We start from the raw sequence: 20875 nt of genomic DNA on the forward strand, positions 1-20875 counted from the left end.
CCGCGAATTAGCGGCCATGACTTCTGTTCCCTCGCCACGCGGCAAGCTCACCCAGAACCGCCCGCTGAATGATCTGACCTGGTTGCGGGTCGGAGGACCGGCGGATTACCTCTTTCAACCCGCCGACCAGGAAGACCTGCAGCAGTTTCTGCGCGACTTGCCTGACGATATCACGGTTTTCCCGATGGGCGTCGGCTCAAACCTGATCGTCCGGGACGGTGGGCTGCGCGCCGTAGTGATCCGGTTGGGCCGGGGATTTAATGGCATCTCGATTGAGGGCAACATTGTCACCGCAGGCGCGGCAGCGCTGGATGCGCATGTGGCGCGCAAGGCAGCTGATGCGGGCGTGGACCTGACGTTTTTGCGAACCATTCCGGGGTCGATTGGCGGCGCTGTGCGGATGAATGCGGGATGTTATGGCAGCTATACGGCGGATGTTCTGTGCAAGGCGACGATCATTACGCGGCAAGGGCAGGTCGTCGATCTGACGCCCGAAGAACTGAATTTTCGCTATCGTCAGTCGGATCTGCCTGAGGGTGCGGTGCTGATCTCGGCCACGTTCGAAGGCCCCCTAGATGATCCTGATGAACTGCATGCCCGCATGGACTCGCAGTTGAAAAAGCGGGATGAGACCCAGCCGACCAAAGATCGCAGCGCGGGCTCGACCTTTCGCAATCCGGCGGGATTTTCCTCAACCGGTCGCGCGGATGATGTGCATGACCTCAAGGCCTGGAAGGTGATCGACGACGCGGGAATGCGGGGCGTGATGCGGGGCGGGGCGCAGATGAGCCCCAAGCATTCCAATTTTCTGATCAACACCGGCTCTGCCACCGCTGCCGACCTCGAAGGGTTGGGCGAAGATGTGCGAAAAAAGGTTTACGAAACAAGCGGCATCACGCTAGAGTGGGAAATCATGCGGGTCGGTGATCCGCTGACAGATTAAAGCTCCGACCGTCAGACCCAAAACAGGCAAAATAGGGCGACGGATCAAAGGCATAAAGCAGGACGGACCACCACATAAGGTCCGCAGAATTTGAGGCGCACGACGTGGGTAGTTCGAGCAGGACAAACCCCAAAGTGGCGGTATTGATGGGTGGACCCTCGGCGGAACGTGAGGTGTCTCTCAGCTCTGGGCGCGAATGCGCGGCCGCCCTAAGGGGAGAAGGCTTTGAAGTGGTCGAACTGGACGCGGGTCCGGACCTCTATGTGCGCCTTTTGGATATCAAGCCGGATGTGGTCTTCAACGCTCTGCATGGTCGCTGGGGCGAGGATGGCTGCGTGCAGGGTCTGCTGGAGTGGTTGCGTATTCCCTATACTCATTCCGGTGTGCTGGCATCGGCGTTGGCCATGGACAAGCAGCGCAGCAAAGCGGCGTTCCGTATCGCGGGTCTGCCAGTCGCCGAAAGTGTGATCGAGGCCAAATCCGAAGTTGCCGCGCGTCACACGATGGAACCGCCCTATGTGGTCAAGCCCAACAACGAGGGTTCCAGCGTCGGCATTTATCTGGTGCATGAAGGCGCCAACACTCCACCGAAACTGGCAGACGACATGCCCGAACTGGTAATGGTCGAACAATATGTGGCTGGCCGCGAGTTGACCGTCACAGTCATGGGCGACCGCGCTTTGACCGTGACAGAAATCATGACGGATGGCTGGTACGATTACGATGCCAAGTACAAGCCGGGTGGGTCGTGGCATGTGCTGCCTGCTGAAATCCCGCAGGACATTTTTGACCTTTGTATGGGCTTTGCCAAACAGGCGCATGATCTGTTGGGTTGCAAAGGCGTCAGCCGCACAGATTTTCGGTGGGATGACAGCAAGGGCGCAGAGGGCTTGTTCCTTCTGGAAACCAACACCCAGCCGGGAATGACGCCGACGTCACTGGCTCCGGAACAGGGCGCGCATTGCGGGATAACCTTCGGCCAGCTTTGCGCATGGATGGTGGAGGACGCATCATGCGACCGCTGACAGCCACCCGTGCGCCGGTTATCCATCGCTCAAAGCCACTTGCTGGTCCGGATGCCGATTTCGCTTCGGGGGACCGCAACAATGTAGAACCCAAGTTCCGCCTGCGGCGACTTTGGGGGCGTAAGTCATCGGCGTTTGATCCGGCGCCGTCCCGCCTAAGCTATCGGTTACAGCGCTGGATGTTGACGCCTGGTGTTCGCCGTGGCCTGAAATACGGGCTGCCGGTCTTCGCTGTGTGTGCAGCGCTTGGCGGGTATTTCAGCTCTCAGGACCGGCGCGAAGCGATTGTGGCTCATGTCCATGATGTGAAAATCTCGATCCAGCAGCGACCAGAATTCATGGTCAACCTGATGGCGATTGATGGGGCGGGAACCAACCTTTCGGAAGACATTCGTGAAGTGGTGCCGCTGGACTTCCCAATCAGTTCCTGGGACCTGGATGTCGAACAGATGCGCGAAACGATCACAGGATTGGATCCGGTTAAATCAGCCTCTGTGCGCATCCGTCCAGGAGGTATCCTGCAGGTGGATGTTGTCGAACGGCAGCCCGCCATTGTCTGGCGTACCCGCCGAGGGGTCGAATTGCTGGATGAAACCGGCGCGCATGTTGAAATCATCGCATCGCGGCAGGATCACTCCAATTTGCCACTGATCGCGGGTGAGGGCGCGGATTCCTATGTACCCGAAGCGCTGCAACTGACGGCCACAGCCAGCAGTCTGGGCAATCGGGTGCGCGGTCTGGTGCGAATTGGCGAACGTCGCTGGGATCTGGTTCTGGATCGCGGTCAGCGCATCATGTTGCCGACGGAACGGCCAGTGCGCGCATTGGAACGCGTGTTGGCCGTGAACGAGGTTCAGGATCTTCTGGAACGCGATGTGGCCGTGGTGGATATGCGCCTGGGTCAGCGACCGACAATCCGAATGACCAAAGCCGCCAGCGAAGACTGGTGGAATACAAAAGTAGATGTGAGTAGCGGGCAGTAACGACAATGATGACCGATCTTTATCAGTCCCAACGGGCCATGCGGCAAATGCGCAGGCAGGCGATGCAACGCGGCGTTGTCGCTATTCTAGATGTCGGGAGCTCTAAGATTTCCTGCCTTGTGCTGCGGTTCGACGGCGCCGGACGTTTGCACGAGGACAGTGGCATCGGGTCTCTGGCCGGACAATCCGGGTTTCGGGTGATCGGTGCCGCGACCACGCGTTCCCGTGGTGTGCAATTTGGCGAAGTCACTGCGATGCAGGAGACCGAGCGCGCCATTCGAACCGCGCTTCAGGCCGCGCAGAAAATGGCAGATATCCGTGTCGACCATGTGATCGCCTGTTTCTCGGGGGCAAACCCGCGGTCCTATGGTTTGGATGCCCAGGTGGATCTGGAAGGTCAGCTGGTAACCGAGGCCGAAGTCGGCCGTGTTCTCAATGCCTGTGACGTACCCGACTATGGTGCGGGCCGCGAAGTCCTACATGCTCAGCCGGTGAATTTTGCGCTGGATAACCGATCGGGCTTGATCGACCCAAGGGGTCAGATGGGGCAATCGCTGGCCGTCGATATGCACATGCTGACCGTGGACGCGGTTGCAATCCAGAATATCGTGCGCTGTATCAAGCGTTGCGATCTCGAATTGGCCGGTATCGCGAATTCGGCCTATGTCTCGGGTATTTCGGCGCTGGTTGAGGATGAACAGGAACTGGGTGCCGCCTGTATCGACATGGGCGGTGGCACCACGAGCGTGTCAATATTCATGAAGAAACACATGATCTATGCCGATTGCGTGCGCATGGGTGGGGATCATGTGACCAGTGACATCTCGATGGGGCTGGGCGTTCCGGCGTCTGTTGCCGAACGGATCAAGACATTCAATGGCGGCGTTCACGCGACCGGCGCGGATGACCGCGACCTGATCGACATTGGCGGTGATACCGGCGATTGGGAACATGACCGCCGTACCGTCAGCCGGGCAGAGTTGATAGGTATCATGCGTCCACGTGTCGAAGAAATCCTGGAGGAAGTGCGTGTACGGCTGGATGCGGCTGGCTTTGAGCACATGCCCAGCCAGCAGATCGTCCTGACCGGAGGCGGCAGCCAAATCATGGGGCTGGACGGGTTGGCCTCTCGTATTCTGGGGCAGCGTGTTCGCCTTGGTCGCCCGCTGCGGGTCCATGGGTTGCCGCAATCGGCCACAGGGCCGGGGTTCTCTTCGGTTGTGGGGCTAAGCCTGTTTGCAGCCAACCCACAGGATGAATGGTGGGATTTTGAAATCCCCGTAGACACCTATTCCGCACGCCCGTTCAAGCGCGCTGTGCGGTGGTTCCGTGACAACTGGTAAAGCCGCGATCGCGGCGCTGGTCATGGCTGTGCCGTCAGCGATAGAGGCTCAGACCCGTATCACACCCGAAGCCTTCCTGGGGGCCGTTCAAGGAAAGACCGTAAAGTTTCACGTCTATGACAGCGGTATGCTGGTCGGCACCGAAGAGTTCCTGAGCCCGACTCTCTCGGTCTGGCGTATGGAGGGCAAGGGTTGTGTGTACGGGAAAATTACAACTCCTAATGGGCAGATTTGCTTTCTGTACGACGATGACGAGGATGGTCTGCCAGTTTGCTGGTGGCCGTTTTTGTATGAAGACCAGTTGATGGTGCGAATGGTCGGTTTCTCTAGGACAGAAATTCAAGAGGTCAGGGACATTTCTGAGAAGGGTCTTAACTGCCCAAGTGCCCCAATTAGCTAAAGAAATATCTTGCAGGGGCTGTCAAAATCCCGCAAGATATCCACAGGGCCCGTCAGAGGCCTTGCGAGAGGGCTTGAGCAGTTTTCCGCAGTCAGAATGTAAATGAATTGCAAGTGACGCGCCCGTCAACCGTGGCGCGAGCGTCGCATGTTTTGTGGTGCTTTGAGATAATTCCGCAACATCTGGCAATCTCTGCCAAATACTGTTTTCAGGTGCCTTATTTCCTCCATATTTTGTGGATTTTCGCGATTTTTGGCGTGACGTTTGCCGTTTGGATCGGTAGGATTGTTAGTGGATAGGTAAGAAAAACACCGCGTTGGCGGGTTATATAAACAGGCGGACAGAAGCATGACATTGAATCTTTCGATGCCCGGGCACGACGAGCTGAAGCCTCGGATTACAGTTTTTGGCGTTGGCGGAGCGGGCGGTAACGCCGTCAACAACATGATTGAAAAACAGTTGGACGGTGTCGATTTTGTCGTTGCCAACACCGATGCCCAGGCGCTGCAGCAAAGCCAGTCTTCGTCACGAGTTCAACTGGGCGTGAAAGTCACCGAAGGTCTGGGTGCGGGCGCGCGTCCGACAGTGGGTGCGGCAGCGGCCGAAGAAAGCATCGAGCAGATTGTAGACCATCTGGCAGGCGCGCATATGTGCTTCATCACGGCCGGTATGGGCGGTGGCACCGGCACGGGTGCCGCACCGATCATCGCGCAGGCAGCGCGTGAATTGGGTGTTTTGACCGTCGGTGTTGTGACCAAGCCTTTCCAGTTCGAAGGCGCCAAGCGGATGCGTCAGGCCGAAGACGGTGTTGAAGCCTTGCAGCGCGTTGTCGACACGCTGATCATCATTCCAAACCAGAACCTGTTCCGTCTGGCCAACGAAAAGACCACGTTTACCGAGGCGTTTTCGATGGCGGATGACGTTCTGTATCAGGGTGTCAAAGGCGTGACCGACCTGATGGTGCGTCCGGGCCTGATCAACCTCGACTTCGCGGATGTTCGCGCCGTTATGGACGAGATGGGCAAGGCGATGATGGGCACGGGCGAAGCCACCGGCGAAGATCGCGCCGTACAGGCCGCCGAGAAGGCCATCGCCAACCCGCTGTTGGACGAAATCAGCCTCAAGGGTGCCAAGGGCGTTCTGATCAACATCACTGGCAGCCACGACCTGACCCTGTTCGAACTGGACGAAGCCGCAAACCGTATCCGTGAGGAAGTGGACCCAGAGGCGAATATCATCGTCGGCTCCACGCTGGATACCGCAATGGAAGGCGGCATGCGCGTTTCGGTTGTGGCAACAGGTATCGACGCCAGCGAAAAGCAGGATGATGTGCCTGTCGCGCGTCGTTCGATGTCGGCACCGCTGACCCGTTCGGTTTCTGCAGAGGAAGCGGCCCTGGAAGAAATGTCAGTGGCGGCAAGCGCCGAACCTGAACCTCAGCCCGAACCAACGCGTGAACCTTCGCTGTTTGAAACAACTGAAGAGCCGATGGAACCGCAGTTCCAACCGCGCGCAGAACAGGATGATGACGGCCTGCCACCCCCGGCTTATCAGCCGCGCGTGGCCGAATTCGAGCCGACTCCCGAGCCGGTCGAATACGCCCCAGAAAGCTTTGTTGCACCTCAGCCGCAAGCACCCGCAGGATCGCCATCACCTGAAGCGCTGAGGCGCTTGCAGGCAGCCGTCCAGAATGTACCTCCGGCTGAAAGAGGTCATCCTGCGCCTCGGCCGCAGGAGGTCTCCGATAGTCATGGGGATGCCGACCGCCCGCGGTTTGGTTTTAACCGCCTGATTGATCGCATGACCGGCCACGCAGCCGATACTCCGGCGCAGCAACCGGCCCGCCAGCAGCCGGTCTTGCGCCAATCTGACGCTACGGCACCTGCACATGTCGAGGACGACCCGGAGCAGGATCGGATCGAAATACCGGCCTTCCTTCGCCGTCAAGCCAACTGATCGCGGTAACAATATACTAAAGAGGGGCTGCCATTTGGCGGCCCTTTCTTATTTTAAAACAGTGCATTATCCCTATGTGAGCAGGGTTTTGCCGACCTGTCACATTCATGTTTCATTCGGTTGCAAAGAGTGAGTTGAGCCTTTTGACCTGCTTCCTTAGTTGAATGCCAACACGGCCATCACAGGTCGGACGCCACTCACCGAGGTCACACTTGCAACATACGCTCAAATCTTCGATCACGTTTACAGGCCTCGGGCTGCACAGCGGTAAGCCTGCGACGATGATCCTGAAGCCGGCTGCTGCTGGCCACGGCATCTGGTTCAAACGGACGGATATCGAGCTGGGCAATGCGTTGATCCCTGCAATCTACGATGTGGTCGATCGTACCCCGCTTTGTACCCGACTGGTCAATGAAGCGCGCGTTACGGTTTCCACCGTCGAGCATATCATGGCAGCTTTGGCTGGATGCGGTGTCCACAATGCGCTGATCGAGATTGATGGCCCCGAGGTGCCGATCATGGACGGGTCTTCGATTGAATTCGTTCGTGGCATCATGTTGAAAGGCGTGCGTCGTCAGGCAAGCCCGGTCCTGGCCTATGAAGTTCTTAAACCTGTGACCGCAACCCGAGAGGGTGCCAGTGCTTCGATTGCGCCTGCGGACGGTTTGATTATCGATTTTCATATCGATTTTGAAGACAGCGCCATTGGTCGTCAGACTAAGACGCTGGATATGTGCAATGGCTCTTTTGCACGCGAGCTTAGTGATTGCCGGACATTCTGCCGTCGTACCGACGTCGAAGCAATGCGCGAGAACGGCTTGGCTCTTGGCGGCACGCTTGAAAATGCTGTGGTCGTTCAGGGCGACGAAGTTCTGACCCCGGGTGGCCTTCGCCACGCGGACGAGGCGGTGCGTCACAAGATGCTAGATGCTCTGGGGGATTTGTATTTGGCGGGTGGACCGATTCTGGGTCATTTCACCGGCGACAAGTCTGGTCATGCAATGACAAACACGCTGCTGCGCAAGCTGTTTGAAACACCCGGTGCTGTGCGTCCGATCCTGTGTACCCCCGAACAGGCCGCGCGTCTGCCCGGACAGGGTCTGGTCTGGGACGAAATCCCCGAAGTCGCCTGATTGGTTCCACTCTGCTGACAAATCCGCCAAAGGGCCTACTAAGGCGTTTTGCACTGGAATTTTATGTGCTAGACCAAGGCCCAAACCGGGGTATTCCCATTAAGCAAGACGACAAGGATTGGCGGAATGATAGGCACCAAAGCGGCGGTCAGATTCGCAGGGGCGGTACTTCTGACAGCAGTTTTGACAGCGTGCAACAGCGGGGGCGCTGACCGCAATCAGAACCTAGAAGGGTTCACCCCCGAACAGATTTTCACGCGTGGGGAATTTGAGCTGTCGGAGAATCGTTCCGACGATGCGGCGTGGTACTTCTCTGAGGTTGAACGTCTTTACCCTTACTCTGACTGGGCAAAGCGCGCGCTGATCATGCAGGCGTTTTCGTACCATGCAGATGAGAATTACGAAGAAAGCCGTGCAGCGGCACAGCGCTATATAGATTTCTATCCAACCGACGAAGATGCGGCCTATGCCCAATATCTGTTGGCACTCAGCTATTATGACCAGATTGACGAGGTGGGCCGCGATCAGGGCCTGACGTTCCAGGCGCTTCAGTCATTGCGCACGGTGATCGAAGTCTATCCGGACAGCGAATATGCCACCTCCGCCGTGTTGAAATTCGATCTGGCCTTTGACCATCTGGCTGGCAAAGAAATGGAGATCGGACGTTATTATCTGCGTCAGGATCACTATACTGCCGCGATCAACCGGTTCCGTGTTGTGGTAGAGGATTTTCAGACAACTTCGCATACCGCTGAAGCGCTCTATCGCCTGATCGAGGCCTATCTCTCGTTGGGTCTGGTGGATGAGGCGCAATCGGCCGGTGCAATTCTGGGTTACAACTACCAATCCTCGGAATGGTATGACGCTGGCTATAAGCTGCTGACCTCTCGCGGGCTGAAACTCAAAAGCCGCGGCAACAACTGGCTCAGCACGATTTATCGCCAGACCGTCAAAGGTCAGTGGTTGTAATCGCCATGGCTAAAGGCGTGGGACGCTGAGACCCGATGCTGCGCGCCCTTGATATCCGCGATATGCTGATCATCGACCGGTTGGAACTGACGTTCCAGCCGGGATTGAACGCGTTGACCGGCGAGACCGGCGCGGGCAAGTCGATCCTACTGGATTCGCTTGGGTTCGTTCTGGGCTGGCGCGGGCGGGCCGAGCTGGTGCGTCAGGGGGCCGCTCAGGGTGAAGTTGTGGCCGAGTTCGAGCTGCACGAAAACCACCCCGCACATGCGATTTTGGCCGAAGCCGGATTGCCCGGAGGTGAAGAGCTGATCTTGCGCCGCGTGAACACAGCCGAGGGCCGGAAAACCGCGTGGGTCAATGACCGGCGTTGCTCGGGCGAGGTGCTGCGGGCCTTGTCGGAAACCCTGGTGGAACTGCATGGCCAGCACGATGATCGCGGCCTGCTGAACCCACGTGGCCACCGCGCGATGCTGGATGATTTTGCCGGGGCAGGGGGGCAACTGGCCACTGTGCGCTCTGCATGGTCCGAGATGTCGCGTGCGCGCAAGCTTTTGTCTGAGGTCGAATCTGCCTTGGCTGCCATGCGGGCAGAGGAAGAATTTCTGCGCCATGCGGTCACTGAGCTTGATAAGCTTGATCCGCAGCCCGGCGAGGATGCCGAACTGGATGCAAGGCGCCGCATGATGCAGGGGGCAGAGCGGATTCGCGATGACGTCGCCCGTGCCTATGACTTGCTTGGCAGTGATGGGGCTGAGGGCGCGATGTCTGATGCTCTGCGCTGGCTGGAAGGCGTGTCCGATAATGCAGGCGGGCAGTTGGAAGAGCCTGTTGCCGCACTGGGGCGTGCACTGGTCGAATTGGGCGAGGCGCAAGATGGCGTTAATGCCAGTCTTCAGGCGCTGGACTTCAATCCGGTTGAACTGGAAGCAGTCGAGGAACGGCTTTTCGCCATTCGTGCGTTGGCCCGAAAGCATGACGTTGCCCCGGACGACTTGGGCGGGTTCGCGGAGACTTTGCGTGAGCGGCTGAACCGTTTGGATGCTGGTGACGCTGATCTGGCCGACAGGCGCGTTGCGGTTGAGACTGCGCAGGCAGTTTATCACAAGGCTGCGGAGGCACTCAGCAGCCTGCGCCAACGGGCAGCGGGTGAACTTGACACCGCTGTGATGGCCGAGCTTGCACCGCTGAAAATGGAACGCGCTGTGTTCCAGACCGAGATCACCCCGTCCGATCCCGGCCCCGAAGGTGCGGATGCTGTGGCGTTCTCCGTTGCCACCAACCCCGGTGCACCGTCTGGACCGTTAAACAAAATCGCCTCGGGCGGTGAACTGAGCCGCTTCTTGCTGGCGCTCAAGGTCTGTCTGACCGGCGATGACAGCGCGCGCACGATGATCTTTGATGAGATCGACAGGGGTGTTGGCGGCGCGACCGCGGATGCTGTTGGCAGGCGTCTGGCTGCGCTCGCGCAGGGGGGGCAGGTGTTGGTTGTGACGCATTCGCCGCAGGTCGCCGCCCGTGCCGCCTATCATTGGCGTGTTCAGAAACATGTGACCGACGGGCAAACCCTGTCGACCGTGGTTCCATTGGCCCAAGCCGACCGGGTGGACGAAATTGCCAGGATGGTCGCCGGTGACACGATCACGGACGAAGCGCGTGCCGCTGCCCGTGCTCTTCTGGACGCATAGGCCCTCACAGACGCGCGATCCGGCTTTTATCCGTGCCCTCCGTGGCTTAGTAAGGGGTGTATCCTGATCCCCCGAGGGCAAATGACCCAGTCAACCCGCACCGTTCTGCGCAACCAGCTCAATCAGGCTCTGGCCGCGATGAAGGACGCGTGGCGGGTGATGCGCAGGCGCGGGCCCAGCCAAATTCAGTTCTGGTTCATCGCGCTGGCGATTGGGATTGCCGCAGGCTTTATGGCATTGGGATTTCGTAAGGCAATTCAGGCATTGCAGGCCTATGTCTACGACACCGGGGATATCTCGTTACTGCACAGCCATGTGGAAAAGCTGCCGTGGTTCCTGATCCTGATCACACCGATCATCGGCGGTCTTATCGTTGGCATCATCCTGCACCGGTATACCGATGACGGGCGCGTGCGTTCAGTTGCCGATGTAATCGAAGGCGCTGCCCTCACCGATGGTCGGGTCGAAGGCAAGGCGGGTATCGCGTCTTTTTTCTCCTCGCTGATTACGCTCAGCACAGGTGGATCTACGGGTCGAGAAGGGCCGGTTGTGCATATGGCAGGCGTGATCTCGACCTGGGTCAGTAATCGTATCCATGCCGACGGAATTACCGGGCGTGATTTGCTGGGATGTGCGGTGGCGGCGGCAGTTTCGGCCAGTTTCAACTCACCCATTGCCGGTGCTTTGTTCGCGCTTGAGGTGGTGCTGCGCCATTTCGCGGTGCATGCTTTTGCGCCCATCGTTATCGCTTCGGTCGCCGGGACGGTGATTAACCGGCTGGAATACGGCGACGTGACCGAATTCACGCTAGATACCCCCGGATCCCTGCAATTCTATGTCGAGCTGCCCGCGTTTCTGATCCTTGGGTTGATCTGCGGGTTGGTGGCCTTGCTTCTGATGCGGTCGATCTTCTTTGCAGAAGATATTGGCAATCACATTCAAAGCCGGCTGTCCTTGCCCGGATGGCTGCGTCCTGCTGTATCAGGCGCAATGTTGGGACTGATCGCGATCTGGTTTCCCCACATCATCGGCGTTGGATACGAAACCACGATCCGGGCTCTGGCCGGAGATTTGGTTCTGACAACCGCCATCCTGTTCGCAATCATCAAAACTGTGGCTGTTGCGATCACGATGGGGGGACGTATGGGTGGCGGTGTGTTTTCACCCTCGCTGATGATAGGTGCGTTAACCGGGTTGGCATTCGGGTTGATTGCAACGGGTTTGCTGCCCGATGTATCGGGTACCCATACCCTCTACGCATTTGCCGGGATGGGCGCGGTGGCCGCTGCCGTGCTTGGTGCCCCGATTTCGACCACGATGATTGTCTTTGAACTGACCGGAGATTGGCAGATCGGTCTGGCGGTGATGGTGTCGGTTTCAATGTCCACGGCGCTGGCTTCGCGCCTCGTGGATCGATCCTTCTTCCTGACACAACTGGAACGGCGCAATGTGCATCTGGCCGCGGGGCCACAGGCCTATCTTCTGGCAATGTTGCGCGCAGGCGCAGTGATGCGACCGCTTGGCGATGCACGTTCAATCACCCGGGAAGAAGCACAGGTTTTGATTGATCAGGGTCTTTTTGTTCAGGCAAGCGCTACGCTTGAGGCGGCGATGCCGTTCTTCGACCGAGACGAAATCCTCTGCATACCGGTTGTTGTGAGCGGTGATGACGGAGCTGAGACGCCAGTCGGTACGCTCTACCATATTGATGCGCTAAAGGCCTATAACCGCGCGTTGGCGGCCACAGCTGCAGAAGAACATTCATAACAGGGGCCCCTGTAACATTGGTCTTTGTCCATCTTGTTCCTTGAAACAGGCGAGGCATTGACGCGATACGATCTTTGGATCTGCACCTGCCGGGCGTGGCCAGTCGAAATCCCGAGGCTCATGTGTACGATTCTATTGCGGACTTTTGTCGGTATCTGGTCAAAGAACGGCAGTGTGGCACAGCCCAATTCCGCTGCGGCTGCGCCAATGTCTGATTTTGGAAGTTAGATTCAATTTCCTCAGAATCGGATTTGTACACTCTTTGTCTGTCATCGCGCTCTGAGGGCAACAATCCGAGCGAGTGATGAACTTTGCGCCAACACCGCTCCTTACGATCTGTTGGCATTCGCCGCTGGAAGGAGGCCATCCGGGCGCAACAGCAGCAGCAAGATGACTGAGGCCAGAACCATTGCGTCCCGGTATGGGGCCAGACTGTCTGGCAAGAAAGCCTGTAGCAGAACCTCCAGCCCGCCGACGATGAACCCACCAAGGACAGCGCCGCCCAAGCTGCCCAAACCTCCAAGTACGGTCGCAATGAAGGCCTTGAGAACGGGGAAAAATCCCATCAGTGGATCCACTGACCCGCGTTGTGCCGTCCAGATGACAGCGGCAATACCCGCAAGTAGCCCTGACAGGGCAAAAGCCACAGCAACGACCCGGTTGGCCTTGATACCCAGCAGTTTGAGCATCTCGATATCTTCGGCAGCGGCGCGCATGGCCATGCCAATCGTTGTGCGCCGCAACACGAATGTCAGGCCTGCAAGGGCTGAAAATGTTACTATGATTGATACGGTCGGGATAATGCCAAATGTCGTCTGGCCGATATGATAAGTGCCAGACCATGACGCTGGAAAAGAGATCGGGACGGGTCTGGCGGAAATTCCGTTCTGGAACAGAACTTTGAGGATCTCGGACACAGCGAAAGATGTGATCAAAAGTGCAACGACATCCGCGCCGCGCATGGCGCGAAACGCTGTACGCTCCATTGCCATGGCCATGAACACAGAAGCGCCAAGCCCGACAACAAGAGCGGCGATCGGCGGCAGGCCAAAGCTCATGGCCAGAAAGATGCCATAGCCCCCAAAAGTCATGATTTCGCCATGCGCGAAATTGATCAACCGCACAATAGAGAACACAATCGCCAGCCCCAGGGCCAGCATCGCATAAATTCCCCCAAGGCTAAGCGCGTTGATCATTTGTTGAAGAAGAACTTCCATCGCTCAAGCCGCCAGATATGCGGATTGCAAGACCGCGTCATTTGCTAGTTCCGATGGTGCACCGGCAGCGGCAACAGCGCCATTCGCCAGCACCACGGCATGATCGGCAATGTCCAGGGCAAGAGCCGCGTTTTGCTCGACCAGAAGCACTGAAATACCGTCGGCTTTCAATTCTTCTACGATGTCGAAAATCTGATCCACGACCTGCGGCGCAAGACCAAGCGACGGTTCGTCCAGCAACAGCAAGCGCGGTCCGCTCATCAAGGCACGTCCCACCGCCAGCATCTGTTGTTCGCCCCCCGACAAAAGCCCCGCCATCTGACGGCGGCGTTCGCCCAGGATCGGGAAACGCTCTTTCATCTCGGCCAAACGTTTGGCGCTGAGCTTCTCGTCGCCCAGAATTGATCCGGCCAGCAAAAGATTTTCTTCGACCGTCAGCTGCGCAAACACGCGGCGTCCTTCCGGTGAGATGGCCACACCCGCCCGCACAATGGCGTCGGGTTTGGCCCCTGTCATATCCTTGCCAAAAAGGGAAACAGCGCCCGATACCACGGGCAAAGCACCTGCGATGGCCATGACCGTCGTTGTCTTGCCTGCGCCATTGGCCCCTAAAAGCGCCGTTATGCCGCCTTTGGGGACGATCAGGTCAATGCCCTGAACCGCGCGGATTGGGCCATAGCGGACGTGCAAGCCTTGGATATCGAGTGCTGTTTCCATTGGGTTCAGACCTTACGGCTGTGGCAGGATTGCGGGATCAGCTGAGGTGCGCAGGACAAACTCTTTTTCGCCTGCATCGGTAATCCGCGCGACCACAACATCACGCAGAGGCATCCGGTCGGTCCCCGCGAAAGTGAAGTTGGACATGATACCCTCACCATTCTCAATGCCGGCCATTGCGGCAGTCACGGCAGCAGGGTCTGTCGTGCCAGCCGCTGCGACAGCATCCTCGATCATATGCGCAATATCGCAGCCATTGACGTAGTAATTGTTGTCAGGCGTGATCCCCTTTGCAGCAGAGAACCGAGCGATGAAATCGGCATAGGCAGAGCCTTCGTCTGGGAAGCCACCAGATGTATGCGCTACGCCTGTGACGACATCACCAAGGCCGCGTACGGTTGGTGAATCGAGTACGTCACCTCCCATCACCTGGGTATCAACCCCGGCACCGCGCAGCGCACGGATGAAGGCCGGGAAATCAGGCTCCCAAGCCCATGTGACGATCACATCCGGGGTGGTATCCGCATTCTTGATGGTCGTCACGATGGCAGAAAAGTCCGGCTGGTTCAGCGAATAGTTGCTTTCCCCGACAACGGCACCACCAAGCGATGTGAAGGCCTCGCCAAAGTACTCGGGCCCACCCAATGTGTAGGCACTGTCTGGGGATTTCACGAGCCAGACACGTTCGAACCCTTGCTCGCGTGCGTGGCCTGCCAGTACGGCGGCCTGTTGGTTGTCCGCAGGGTAACTGCCAAAGACATGTTCACCGACTTGCGTCAGAACCGGGGCTGTTCCGGCAAAGGTCATTGTTGGGATGCTGTCAGCCGCTGTGATCTGGGCCGCGGCGATTGTCGGATCGGCATCGGCTGACGCCACGATGAACTGCGCGCCGTCATCGATCATTTCCTGTACGACTTTAACGCCTTCGGCGATGTCAGACCGGGTGTCGCGCACGATCAGCTCAACCGGTGTTGTGCCGTTCAGGCCCCCCTTGGCGTTCATTTCGTCAATGCAGAACTGGAACCCGGCATAGGCGGGTCCATCATAGGGGGCCAGATAGCCCGATTGCGCGGACATTACGCCGATTTTATAACTCTCAGCCATCGCTGTTCCAGCCAGGCCGGTGATAACTGCTGTTGAAAGAAGAAGGGCATTACGTATCATTTTATTGCTACCTCTGTTGGTTGACTTCGGTTGGTTTCGCTAATTTCTGCTTTTTGGGCTGTGCGCCCTTTGCCGATGTAAGCCTCGATGACTTTGGGATTTGCGCGCACGTCTTCAGGCGTGCCTTGCGCGATGACGCCACCTTGGTGCATCACCACGATCCAGTCCGACAGGCGGTTCACGAACCTCAGGTCATGATCGATCAGAAGGACACCGATGCCGCGTGTTTTGCCGACCTTAATCAGCCGATCAGCCAGGTCATCTGTTTCGCCGGGATTCATGCCAGCGGCCGGTTCATCCAGTAAAAGAATCTTCGGGTCTTGTGCCAAAGCGCGGGCGATTTCCAGGCGCTTGCGGGCACCATATGGCAGGCTGTCGGCGCGATACCCGGCGACTTCCCCAAGATCAAAGGCATCCAGTTCACGCAGGGTGATAGCCGCGGCAGTCTTGCGGTCGTGACCTGCGGCCAAAGCGGCAACAAGAACATTTTCGTAGGCTGTCAGACCGCTGAACAGGCGCAAGTTCTGGAAGCTACGCGAGACACCAAAGCCTGGCACTTTGTGATGCGAGACACGGGTCAGATCAACCTCGCCCATATGCGCAGAACCGGTGTCCGCCTGATAGGCGCGTGTCAGCAAGTTAACAAGCGTGGACTTGCCAGCACCGTTGGGGCCAATCAGGCCAGTGATGCGCCCAGTCGGAGCTTCGAAACTGACGTCTCTTACGGCTTTGACGCCTGCGAAACTTTTTGACAGGTTTGATGCTTTCAGCGTGGCTGGGACGACGGGCTCGGGCGTGCGCGCAGGAGTTACTCGGGACTTCAGGCGCCCGAGCAGGTTTGCATCGGCGCCAGGGCCAAGTTCAAAGCCTCCGACCAGACCCTGAGGTCGCGCCCAGATCACCAGCAGGATGGCAAGCCCCAGGACAATCGTCGTCAGGCCAAAGACCTCGGGCAAGGTGACGCCAAGCACAGTTGAGCCGCCTTCGAACTGGCGCACAGTGTCCTGCAGCAGCGTCACCGCGATCACCCCGACCACTGCGCCGCCAACCGATGACATTCCACCGACAATCATCATGACCACCTGCGCAAAGACGAGCCCAAGGTAGAAGGATGCGGGTGAAAATGCCCCCAGCATATGCCCGTAAAGTGCACCCGCGACTGTCGCCATGGTACCAGAGGCACACCAAGCGATGAATCTTGTGCGTCGGGCATTGATGCCAAGTGCTGTTGCGGCATCCTCATCGTCACGGGCCGCGCGGGAAAACAGGCCCAAACGGCTTTCGCGATACCAACGGGCCAGCAGGATTGCGACCGTGGCCGCGCCGAGGGCCAGAACCAGATCTGTCACCCTTGGCACACCGTAAAACGTCTGGCTGCCGCGTGTGATCTCGCGTGCGGCGATGGCCACGCCATGGGCGATGATCAGCAGGCCAAGCGTGGCAATCGTGGCAGACGCACCCACAAGCCGAGCGATGGCGCTTCCGGTTAGGGCTGCAAAGGCAAGTCCCGCAAGGGCGACCACCGGCAGCGACACCCAGATCGTTACTTCATGGCCTGCCAGAAATGACGGAAGATCCGGCAGGGCAGAACGTTGAAGAGCAGCAGGCATGGTGAGAATGCCTGACAGATAAGCGCCTAGCGCCAAAAACGCGCCATGCCCGAAAGACACAATGCCCGTGTTGCCGCAATAAATCGCAAGGGCCACTACAGCGACCACATTGACACACATCTGTACAGCAATCCGCTCGCCAGTGCGTCCAAAAATCAACGTCAGCCCAAGCACCACAGCCAGCAGCACAGCAACCGCCGCCGCCGTCCGGAGCAAGTTGGACGCCCGCAAGCGTCCGGGATGTGTATGAAGGGGGGCGATGCTCATGAGGGAATGTCCCCTACCGCTGTAACGATTGCGTCTGCCAGCAGATCCGCCCACAGCCCGACTTGCGATTGTTCGCGGATTTGATCGTTTCGAATTTCAATCAGGCAATGCACAAGCTCACGGGGTTCTGCATGCGCTGGAATAAACCAATCGCCCTCAGTTTCGATCTGATAGGGCTTGTTCAACGCAAAGGTCATGTCAGGGCGGCGCTGCGCGATATGTGCCATCAATGCTTTGGCAGCACCGCCTGTTCCGCGGCTTAAAAAGCCTGCCTGCCAAGGCCGGTCCTTGCCATCGAGATGCGGTGTAAAGGAATGGATCGAAAACGCGGCACGACGCGGACGGTTGGCAAAGAGCCGATTCAACTCTGCATCCATAGGTCGAAAGATTTCATCGACACGCATGGCCCGGCTCAATTCGGTGATCGCGCTGTTCCCCGGCACCTCAACCTGGTCGCTGATCGCAGGGACCGCCAAGGGGCTGTCAGGGGGACGGTTACAGTCAAATACCAGCCGTGAGTAATTTTGGATGACGAGAGGCGCGTTCAACTGTTCAGCCAACTGGCGCGCTACATTCTGGGCACCAATGTCCCAGCCGCGGTGGCTTTCAATGACGTCGCGGGGGACGCCCAAATCTCCAAGCATCTCGGGGACCGCATTGCCTGCATGCTCACACAGCAGCACGATCTCCGACGTGCTATCTGCATTAACGACGTCAATCGGCGCAGGATCGTTCGGCCCCAATAAGGTATCAGTACACAAATTCATGCAGCTTGGACCGCACGGTGTGTGCATCGTCTTATTATACCGAGCAGATCCTTGGGGTCGTGCGGGTCGGCAACCAGATCCAGCATTTCGCTTGGGGCGCCGTCAGTCGCTTTTTGGTGCAGCCAGCGTGTGGCCGAGAAATCCTCGACCACAAAGCCAACACCATCAAAAACCGTGATCTGATCGTCGTAGGTTCGTCCCTTTTTAGAACCGGTTAGAACCTGCCACAGTTCGTTGACCGCGTGATCCGGGTCGAGTTGCTGGATATCGCCCTCAATGCGCGTCTGTTTTGGGTACTCTACAGAAATGTCATTGCGCATCAGAATATCCCGTTGCCGATACTCGCAGCGGTTTTAGCTGATTTGGGGGCCAGTATACGCGTCACCATCGCCGATATTGCCACCGTGCGAAGCGCCGTTAGAAGGGTCATTTCAGAAATGAGTCGTCGATAGCCGGTATCAACAGAGGCCAGCACACCAACGACGGTTAGGGTTTGCAGGCCGACCTTGGTGTTCGATCGGTGTCCGTTCATGGACTTGAAGGTGTGATCCACACCATCATAGGTTGGCATCAGTTCAATCACACCGACCTTAGAATGGGACGCCACGCGCGGTGTCTTGTCAAATACCGGCCAGCGTTTGAAATCGGCTTTGATCATATTGGCCAATCCTGCAAGGCAGTCCCGTAGGCCATGCTTATGGACCAGGGACCGCATGTTTTCGACGCTGACAAATGGAACCAATGCTCTGTCAGAGGGCGCGCTCATCAGTATGTTCCTTCGTACGCGGCGCATTTCTGTGCTGTGTCCATGTCTTTTACCGCGTCGATTTCTGCAGCCTTATGGGCGGCGTAGACGCTCGCGAAATCTGGTCCGAACCAACTGGTGACGGTCGTATCCGCCTGAAACGCCTCAAGGGCGGCCTCAAGCGTTTCGGGCAGGCGCACAAAACCACGCGCCGTGAGATCATCCGCTGACAGAAGCGACAGGTCTTCCTCGGTCGGCGCAGGCGCTTTCAGCCCATCTTCGATCCCCTGAACACCAGCATGTACAACAGCGGCCAAAGCCAGGTAAGGCGACGCCGCTGCATCCGCCGCGCGGTATTCAATGTTGAATTGTCTGGCGATTGAAGCGGGGTCCTTTGCCGTCACAGGGCAGACCCTTAACGAGGCCTCGCGGTCTCGGAACCCGAGATTGTTATACGCAGCCGACCACCGGTGCGGAGTAAGGCGTTCGTATGACACGACAGACGGTGCCGTCAGCGCTAAAATGTTAGGCAGGTATTTTAGCACGCCAGCAGCGAACCCATCAGTAAGTCTGGACATCCCGCAGGGGCCGCTTGCATCAAATGTGACCGGCTCGCCGGCATCGTCGACAAAGCTCATGTGGATATGAACGCCATTGCCGACGCTCGCCACATCGCGGATTGGCGTAAAGGTTGCAGCCTCACCCAGGTGACGCGCTGCCGAGCGAGTAAGCTCGCGCAGGACTACTGCCGCATCTGCCGAGCGCACACCTTTGGCAGGGCCGATAACGACCTCGTATTGATTGGGGCCGAATTCCTTCATGATACTGTCTGGCTCGAGCCCGTTTTCGGCGAGTGTCGCCATCAGCACTTCGCAAAGCTTCCGCTGAATCTCGAACCCTTCGCGTCCGTATCCCTGGTTTTCCACCGCCGGTGGGCTTTTCAGTTGAAACTCGTGCTCGAACGCCGAGATCAGATGAACGCCCGCCACATCATGCAGGCGCTTCAGCGCGGATTTGAGGATAGCGCGCGTACAAAAGGCCCAAGGATCCCCGTCAAGCGTGACGACATCGCCCATCAGGAAATGCTCGGTCACATCTCCAAATGTCGCCCGGGCCTCTGCGTTTGCATCGGGAATCAAAAGCAAATCACCTAGTGCGCCGAACGGGCTGTCAGCGATTATGTCGAAACAGGTGATCTGCACATTGGTAGGGGTCCAGCCGACCCCCCGCACCAGCCGTTTTTCCAACTGATCAGCGGGAAAGGCTTTGCCGCGCACCTTTCCGGCAACATCGGATATGGCAGCAAAAATTAGCGGCAGGGTCATTTTTCATTTTCCTCTTGAGTAAAGCGCAAAGCATCCCAGGCCTTGATGCGGTCTCGGGTCTGTTCCCAGTTGTCCTCGGCAATCCGCGTCACGATGGCCTCGGTCACCGAGAGTGCCGCCGAGTAAGTATCCCACAAGGTGCCGCTATCAATTGGCACCGGCATGACCTCATGGGCGTGTTTGGCAATCGGTGAAATCCATTTGTCCGTCATCAGGATCACACGGGCATTCCGATCGCGTGAGGCAACAAGCGACAGCTGCTCCAGCGCCGGTTGGTAACGGCGAAAATCAACAGCATAAAGGATATCCCCGGGCCGCATCCGCAACAGATATTCTGGCCAGCCTTCAGGCGTATCAGGCAGATGAAACACATCCTTGCGGATCTGACGCAGGTGGAACGAAAGATGCTTGGCGATCGTATCGCTGATCCGGCCACCCAGCACGTAAACGCTGCGTTTCGGGTTGGTCAGAAGGGTGCAGATCTGGTTAAACTGATCTTCGGTGATAGCATCAGCCGCCATGGCCATCTGGCTGGCCGATTTGGAAATAAAGTCCTTCAGATATCCCCCATGAACGGGCCGTTCCGCCTGGTGGAGTTGAACCGGCGAGCGGTGCCCTTCTTTCAATTCCGCGATAAGATCACGTTGGAAATCCTGATATCCATCAAGTCCAATCTTGGTAACAAACCGTGAGATTGAAGGCGGTGACACCTCGGCGTGTTTTGCCAGCTCCTGGATCGAGGAAAGGCCAGCAAATGGGTAATCCGACAGGATAGCTGCAGCAAGTTTGCGCTCTCCGCTGGTTAGCATATCGGCTGCGTTCTCGATGCGGTCTCTGATCAACATGCGTTATATGGTGA

Annotated in this window: 17 protein-coding genes and 1 pseudogene; 10 read left to right on the forward strand and 8 right to left on the reverse strand. The window is 57.9% G+C overall.

The genetic code is table 11. The annotated features are described in order from the left end of the window. Positions 1 to 16: 16 nt before the first annotated feature. The 10 genes from murB (at position 17) to AC2FGB_RS09890 (ending at position 12204) form a co-directional block, all read left to right on the forward strand. Complete coding sequence (gene murB, locus AC2FGB_RS09845; protein WP_142635030.1) at positions 17 to 943, forward strand: UDP-N-acetylmuramate dehydrogenase; 927 nt, start codon at positions 17 to 19, stop codon at positions 941 to 943. Positions 944 to 1047: 104 nt separating this feature from the next. Continuing rightward, complete coding sequence (locus AC2FGB_RS09850) at positions 1048 to 1968, forward strand: D-alanine--D-alanine ligase (RefSeq protein ID WP_496689715.1); 921 nt, start codon at positions 1048 to 1050, stop codon at positions 1966 to 1968. Further along, positions 1956 to 2951, forward strand: a complete 996-nt coding sequence (locus tag AC2FGB_RS09855; protein WP_142635027.1) for a cell division protein FtsQ/DivIB — start codon at positions 1956 to 1958, stop codon at positions 2949 to 2951. The genes AC2FGB_RS09850 and AC2FGB_RS09855 overlap by 13 nt, the downstream gene beginning before the upstream one ends. A gap of 8 nt (positions 2952 to 2959) precedes the next feature. Beyond that, complete coding sequence (gene ftsA, locus AC2FGB_RS09860; RefSeq protein ID WP_281972769.1) at positions 2960 to 4294, forward strand: cell division protein FtsA; 1335 nt, start codon at positions 2960 to 2962, stop codon at positions 4292 to 4294. Then, complete coding sequence (locus AC2FGB_RS09865) at positions 4281 to 4694, forward strand: hypothetical protein (RefSeq protein ID WP_271950279.1); 414 nt, start codon at positions 4281 to 4283, stop codon at positions 4692 to 4694. The genes ftsA and AC2FGB_RS09865 overlap by 14 nt, the downstream gene beginning before the upstream one ends. Positions 4695 to 5042: 348 nt before the next feature. Beyond that, positions 5043 to 6650, forward strand: coding sequence for a cell division protein FtsZ (ftsZ, locus tag AC2FGB_RS09870; RefSeq protein ID WP_282027540.1), 1608 nt, complete (start codon positions 5043 to 5045; stop codon positions 6648 to 6650). A 212-nt stretch (positions 6651 to 6862) separates the two neighbouring features. After that, on the forward strand, positions 6863 to 7783 hold the full coding sequence (gene lpxC / locus AC2FGB_RS09875) for a UDP-3-O-acyl-N-acetylglucosamine deacetylase (RefSeq protein WP_496693953.1): 921 nt from the start codon (positions 6863 to 6865) through the stop codon (positions 7781 to 7783). 126 nt (positions 7784 to 7909) lie between these two features. Next, positions 7910 to 8752: an outer membrane protein assembly factor BamD gene (locus AC2FGB_RS09880; protein WP_142635022.1), complete on the forward strand. Its 843-nt coding sequence runs from the start codon at positions 7910 to 7912 to the stop codon at positions 8750 to 8752. Positions 8753 to 8787: 35 nt separating this feature from the next. Further along, positions 8788 to 10437 (forward strand): DNA repair protein RecN, encoded by a 1650-nt coding sequence (gene recN / locus AC2FGB_RS09885; protein WP_496689716.1) that lies wholly within the window; start codon positions 8788 to 8790, stop codon positions 10435 to 10437. Positions 10438 to 10518: 81 nt separating this feature from the next. Then, entirely contained in the window at positions 10519 to 12204 is a 1686-nt protein-coding gene (locus AC2FGB_RS09890; RefSeq protein WP_281972772.1) for a chloride channel protein, read from the forward strand. Between the two features lie 329 nt (positions 12205 to 12533). Here the strand turns inward: AC2FGB_RS09890 and AC2FGB_RS09895 are convergent, their stop codons facing one another. The 8 genes and pseudogenes from AC2FGB_RS09895 to AC2FGB_RS09930 all read right to left on the reverse strand — a co-directional run bounded on the left by AC2FGB_RS09895 (position 12534) and on the right by AC2FGB_RS09930 (position 20861). Continuing rightward, entirely contained in the window at positions 12534 to 13421 is an 888-nt protein-coding gene (locus AC2FGB_RS09895) for a branched-chain amino acid ABC transporter permease (protein WP_142635016.1), read from the reverse strand. A gap of 3 nt (positions 13422 to 13424) precedes the next feature. Beyond that, positions 13425 to 14138: an ABC transporter ATP-binding protein gene (locus AC2FGB_RS09900; RefSeq protein ID WP_142635014.1), complete on the reverse strand. Its 714-nt coding sequence runs from the start codon at positions 14136 to 14138 to the stop codon at positions 13425 to 13427. A gap of 12 nt (positions 14139 to 14150) precedes the next feature. Then, complete coding sequence (locus AC2FGB_RS09905; protein ID WP_142635012.1) at positions 14151 to 15302, reverse strand: ABC transporter substrate-binding protein; 1152 nt, start codon at positions 15300 to 15302, stop codon at positions 14151 to 14153. Next, positions 15299 to 17179, reverse strand: coding sequence for a branched-chain amino acid ABC transporter ATP-binding protein/permease (locus AC2FGB_RS09910; RefSeq protein ID WP_496689717.1), 1881 nt, complete (start codon positions 17177 to 17179; stop codon positions 15299 to 15301). The genes AC2FGB_RS09905 and AC2FGB_RS09910 overlap by 4 nt, the downstream gene beginning before the upstream one ends. Beyond that, a complete protein-coding gene (locus tag AC2FGB_RS09915) occupies positions 17176 to 17946 on the reverse strand; it encodes an N-formylglutamate amidohydrolase (RefSeq protein WP_496693952.1) in 771 nt (256 codons plus the stop codon). Before AC2FGB_RS09915 ends, AC2FGB_RS09910 begins: the two co-directional genes overlap by 4 nt. Beyond that, positions 17943 to 18712: pseudogene (locus AC2FGB_RS09920) on the reverse strand (Rossmann-fold NAD(P)-binding domain-containing protein). The gene AC2FGB_RS09915 and the pseudogene AC2FGB_RS09920 overlap by 4 nt, the downstream one beginning before the upstream one ends. Then, positions 18712 to 20016 carry a glutamine synthetase family protein gene (locus AC2FGB_RS09925; protein ID WP_496693951.1) on the reverse strand — a complete coding sequence of 435 codons (1305 nt, stop codon included), beginning with the start codon at positions 20014 to 20016 and terminating at the stop codon, positions 18712 to 18714. Before AC2FGB_RS09925 ends, AC2FGB_RS09920 begins: the two are co-directional and overlap by 1 nt. Continuing rightward, a complete protein-coding gene (locus AC2FGB_RS09930) occupies positions 20013 to 20861 on the reverse strand; it encodes a MurR/RpiR family transcriptional regulator (RefSeq protein WP_496693950.1) in 849 nt (282 codons plus the stop codon). Before AC2FGB_RS09930 ends, AC2FGB_RS09925 begins: the two co-directional genes overlap by 4 nt. Positions 20862 to 20875 lie beyond the last annotated feature (14 nt).

Source organism: Ruegeria sp. CDSC021, assembly GCF_059610845.1.

What these genes read in the sequence shown, in the direction of transcription:
- AC2FGB_RS09900 (WP_142635014.1), bottom strand. Translation starts at nt 14,138, where the DNA reads ATGGAAACAGCACTCGATATCCAAGGCTTGCACGTCCGCTATGGCCCA.
- ftsA (WP_281972769.1), top strand. Translation starts at nt 2,960, where the DNA reads ATGACCGATCTTTATCAGTCCCAACGGGCCATGCGGCAAATGCGCAGG.
- AC2FGB_RS09880 (WP_142635022.1), top strand. Translation starts at nt 7,910, where the DNA reads ATGATAGGCACCAAAGCGGCGGTCAGATTCGCAGGGGCGGTACTTCTG.
- ftsZ (WP_282027540.1), top strand. Translation starts at nt 5,043, where the DNA reads ATGACATTGAATCTTTCGATGCCCGGGCACGACGAGCTGAAGCCTCGG.
- AC2FGB_RS09910 (WP_496689717.1), bottom strand. Translation starts at nt 17,179, where the DNA reads ATGAGCATCGCCCCCCTTCATACACATCCCGGACGCTTGCGGGCGTCC.
- AC2FGB_RS09915 (WP_496693952.1), bottom strand. Translation starts at nt 17,946, where the DNA reads ATGAATTTGTGTACTGATACCTTATTGGGGCCGAACGATCCTGCGCCG.
- recN (WP_496689716.1), top strand. Translation starts at nt 8,788, where the DNA reads ATGCTGCGCGCCCTTGATATCCGCGATATGCTGATCATCGACCGGTTG.
- AC2FGB_RS09905 (WP_142635012.1), bottom strand. Translation starts at nt 15,302, where the DNA reads ATGATACGTAATGCCCTTCTTCTTTCAACAGCAGTTATCACCGGCCTG.
- AC2FGB_RS09925 (WP_496693951.1), bottom strand. Translation starts at nt 20,016, where the DNA reads ATGACCCTGCCGCTAATTTTTGCTGCCATATCCGATGTTGCCGGAAAG.
- murB (WP_142635030.1), top strand. Translation starts at nt 17, where the DNA reads ATGACTTCTGTTCCCTCGCCACGCGGCAAGCTCACCCAGAACCGCCCG.
- AC2FGB_RS09895 (WP_142635016.1), bottom strand. Translation starts at nt 13,421, where the DNA reads ATGGAAGTTCTTCTTCAACAAATGATCAACGCGCTTAGCCTTGGGGGA.
- AC2FGB_RS09855 (WP_142635027.1), top strand. Translation starts at nt 1,956, where the DNA reads ATGCGACCGCTGACAGCCACCCGTGCGCCGGTTATCCATCGCTCAAAG.
- AC2FGB_RS09930 (WP_496693950.1), bottom strand. Translation starts at nt 20,861, where the DNA reads ATGTTGATCAGAGACCGCATCGAGAACGCAGCCGATATGCTAACCAGC.
- AC2FGB_RS09890 (WP_281972772.1), top strand. Translation starts at nt 10,519, where the DNA reads ATGACCCAGTCAACCCGCACCGTTCTGCGCAACCAGCTCAATCAGGCT.